General features: G+C 72.7%; 3 protein-coding genes. 2 read left to right on the forward strand and 1 reads right to left on the reverse strand.

Going from position 1 to position 3,615, the window contains the following annotated elements:
* Positions 1–1,113: DUF4139 domain-containing protein (locus AWZ10_RS46195; RefSeq protein ID WP_159058625.1), on the reverse strand; the 1,113-nt coding region annotated here is incomplete at its 3' end.
* A 534-nt stretch (positions 1,114–1,647) separates the two neighbouring features.
* Here AWZ10_RS46195 and AWZ10_RS46200 point away from each other — a divergent pair.
* Positions 1,648–2,535 (forward strand): ABC transporter ATP-binding protein, encoded by an 888-nt coding sequence (locus tag AWZ10_RS46200; protein ID WP_060894240.1) that lies wholly within the window; start codon positions 1,648–1,650, stop codon positions 2,533–2,535.
* Positions 2,532–3,512 (forward strand): iron-siderophore ABC transporter substrate-binding protein, encoded by a 981-nt coding sequence (locus tag AWZ10_RS46205; protein WP_060894241.1) that lies wholly within the window; start codon positions 2,532–2,534, stop codon positions 3,510–3,512. Before AWZ10_RS46200 ends, AWZ10_RS46205 begins: the two co-directional genes overlap by 4 nt.
* The last annotated feature ends 103 nt before the right edge of the window (positions 3,513–3,615 follow it).

The following is a 3,615-nucleotide window of genomic DNA, read 5'->3' on the forward strand; positions in this document are numbered from 1 at the left end:
CGGGCCGTACGCGGCGCCGGGCGCCGGGGCCGCGGCGGCAGGACCGCCGTAGCCCTGCGATGCCGGGGGAGGAGGCGGTGGCGGCACGGGACCGGACACGACAGCCGTGGACGCGAAGCCGCCTGCGGCACCCACGGTCGCGGAGCCGACCACGGCAGCCGCGGGTGCGGCGGTCGTGGCAGGGCGGGGGCCGACGGCCTCGTACCCGGTGAACAGGTCGGCGAGCCCGGCCGGAGGCTCGCGCCAGCCGGAGGGTGCGGGTGCGGGCTGACGGCGTCCGATCCGGACCGAGCGGAGCCTCGGCAGGTCGGTACGACGCCGAAGATCGGCGGTGGCCAGGGCGATGCGCACGCCGGTCCAGTCCTCGCCGGTCCGCTGGGCGACCGAGGCCCGCAGCACCAGACGGCCGGTGCCCTCGCCCTGACGGTGCGTGAGACGGTAGGTCGGTACCCAGACGGCGCCCGGCACCCCGTACTCCACCTCCACCTCCACCTCCGGCTCCGCGTCGTCGGCGCCGTCGAGGGTCAGGACCGCGCAGACCGTGGTCTCCACATACGCTGACGGTGCGTCGGTGGAGGCGCGGGCGAGCCTGTCGGCGGCGACGGTGAACTCGTGCTCGACGTGGTGCAGTGCCTCCTCCAGCTCGACGAGGCGGGCGTGCAGTCCGGCCAGTCTCTCGTCGACGAAGTCCGCGAGCTCCAGCCACGCGTCGACCGGGGTGCGGCGGTGCGGGTCCTCGCGCTTGCGGGCAGGTGGGACCGGGTGGAGTGCCCTGACCTCCTCGATCAGGCTCGACTGCCGGTCCCGGCGTCCCCGTGCCGCCGCGTACTCGTCTCGCAGGCGATCGACCTCGCGCCGCAACTCGTCGGTCGTGCCCGTACCGAGCGGCTCGGCCTCGACGTCCACCCGGGCCTCGGTGACACGTATCCCGGGGGCGCCCAGGACCCGCACCCGCAGCGATCCCGGGTCCAGCGAGCGGGGCAGTCCCGTCACCCGTACCCGGCCGTCGGGCGGCACGATGCCACGGGCCAGGCGGCGGCAGACCGCGCCCTGCGCGTACACCACGACCGAATCGAGGGTCGACCCCCACCTCTGTGCCGACTCCGCCGACATGTGCTCCACCCCCGCCGTGTCCATGCTGAGCGAAGCCTACGCCCGGGCGGTCCGCACGTTCGCGTCGCCTCAGGGGGACGGTGCCCAGGTCCACAGCCTCGTCGGCCGTGCAGTCGTCCTCCCGTCCCCCGCAGGGCCGGGTGGTACGCGCTTCAGCGGTGAGGGCGCGGCCCGGACGCTGCCGCGGCGGGCCCGGCACGGACGTCCGACGCCGGCCGGCCTGGCGGTCGCCGTCGGCGGTCCGGGCCTGGACGCACTCCGCATGCCGCGGATCGTCAACGCCCGTCCCCTGCACGTGCCGGCCCGGGAACCGGCGGGGCGACAGCCTCCACGACATTCTCGACACCCCGTACGCAGGCCTGCCACATCTGCTCCCCGGCAGCCCTGGCCCTGGAGATCGGCGAGATCCGTCCGCACCGCCCGCAGCCGCTGCGCCGCTGCGGGGTCTGGGATCCGGTGTCGTGACAGACCGGCTGGAACCGGGCGAGGAGAACCCCTGCCTCGGGCCTAATTAGGTTAGGCTAACCTTTGCTTGTGAGATCTGGTGAGGAAGCAGCCGACGCCCCGCGGCTACGCGGCCACGAACTGTCGGCCACGGGTGTGACCGTGTCCTACGACGGTGTGGACGTCGTGCACGACGTCGTGATCGGACTGCGGCCCGGCGAGGTGACCGCCCTGGTCGGTCCCAACGGCAGCGGGAAGTCGACGCTTCTGCGGACGATGGCCCGGTTGCAGCGGGCCCGTCACGCCGCGCTCAGGATCGACAGCGACACCGACGGCCTCGCACTGACCGCCCGTGAGTTCGCGCGGCACGTGGCCCTGCTGACCCAGGGACGGCCCACGCCCAGCGGGCTGACCGTGCGCGATGTCGTCGAGTTCGGCCGCTACCCCCACCGGGGCCGTTTCGGCCGCCGGGACCCGGACGCGACGGCCGCGGTCGACCGCGCGCTGGCGCTGACCGGTGTCACGGACCTCGCCGAGCGAGGCGCCGACCACCTGTCCGGCGGCCAGTTGCAGCGGGTGTGGCTCGCCGGCTGCCTCGCGCAGGAGACCGGCGTGCTCCTGCTGGACGAGCCGACGACCTATCTCGACCTGCGCTACCAGGTCGAACTCCTCGACCTCGTCCGCGACCTGGCGGACGACCACGGGATCGCGGTCGGCGTCGTCCTGCACGACCTCGACCAGGCGGCGGCCGTCGCCGACCGGATCACGCTCCTCGAAGCGGGCCGGGTCGTCGCCGAGGGCCGACCCGAGGACGTCCTGACGCCGGAACGCCTGAGCGCCGTCTACGGCATCCGGATCGACGTCGACACCGACCCCCTCACCGGCCGGCTGCGCACCCGCCCGATCGGCCGTCACCACACCCGCGACATCCCCGACACACGCGACACCCCAAGCGAAAGGCTCGGCTCCACCTCATGAGACGTCTCCTGCTCACCGCGGCCACCACCGCCGCGGCGCTCACCCTCGCCGCGTGCGGCACCACCGAGCCCGCCGCCGACAAGTCGGAGAAGCCCTCCGAGGCGATCACCCTCACCGACTCCACCGGCAAGAAGGTCGAACTCGACGGCCCGGCCACCAAGGTCGTCGCCACCGAGTGGAACGAGGTCGAGTTCCTCGTCACGCTCGGCGTCGACCCCGTCGGCGTCGCCGACGTCAAGGGCTACAAGACGTGGGACCAGGCCGTCCCGTTGAAGAACGAACCGAAGGACATCGGCACGCGCGGCGAGCCGAGCATGGACACCGTCGCCGCCCTCGCGCCCGACCTCATCGTGGCCTCCTCCGACCTGCCGCCCGCCGCCGTGAAGCAACTGCGCCAGATCGCCCCCGTGCTGGGGATCCAGTCCGCGGACGCCTCCGACCAGATCGGGAAGATGCTGGAGAACCTCGACCTCATCGCCAGGGCGACAGGCACCACCGACCAGGCCAAGACCGTCCGCGAGGGCTTCGAGGCCAAGGTCGATGAAGGCAGGAAGGCCCTCGCCGACGCCGGTCTCGACGGCACGGACATCGCCTTCGCCGACGGCTACGTCACCTCCAACCAGGTCTCGCTGCGCCCGTACACCAGCGGCTCGCTCATCGGCGCCGTCAACGAGCGGATCGGCCTCAAGAACGCCTGGAAGGTCGAGGGCGACGCCGACTACGGTCTCGGCACCACCGATGTCGAGGGCCTCACCGACCTGCCGAAGGACGTGCAGTTCGCCTACATAGGCAACGACGAGGACGACACCAGCACGCCCTTCACCGGCGCGCTGGCGAAGAACGCCGTGTGGACGTCCCTGCCGTTCGTGAACGCCGGTGACGTGCACCGACTGCCCGACGGCATCTGGATGTTCGGCGGTCCCGAGTCGATGGAGGCGTACATCGACGCCGTCGTCGACGCGCTGACGAAGAAGTAGCGGCGGACGAGGACACACACCGGACGAAGAAGTAGAAGCAACGGAGCCATGGCCGTCACCGCCACGCCCCCCGCCACCCGTCCGTCGACGGCCGCGCCCCGGC

The sequence above is a fragment of the Streptomyces europaeiscabiei genome, assembly GCF_001550375.1.
Taxonomy (GTDB): Bacteria; Actinomycetota; Actinomycetes; order Streptomycetales; family Streptomycetaceae; genus Streptomyces; species Streptomyces europaeiscabiei.

Excerpts from the sequence above, each read along its gene's own strand:
- AWZ10_RS46205 (WP_060894241.1), top strand. The coding sequence starts at position 2,532 with ATGAGACGTCTCCTGCTCACCGCGGCCACCACCGCCGCGGCGCTCACC.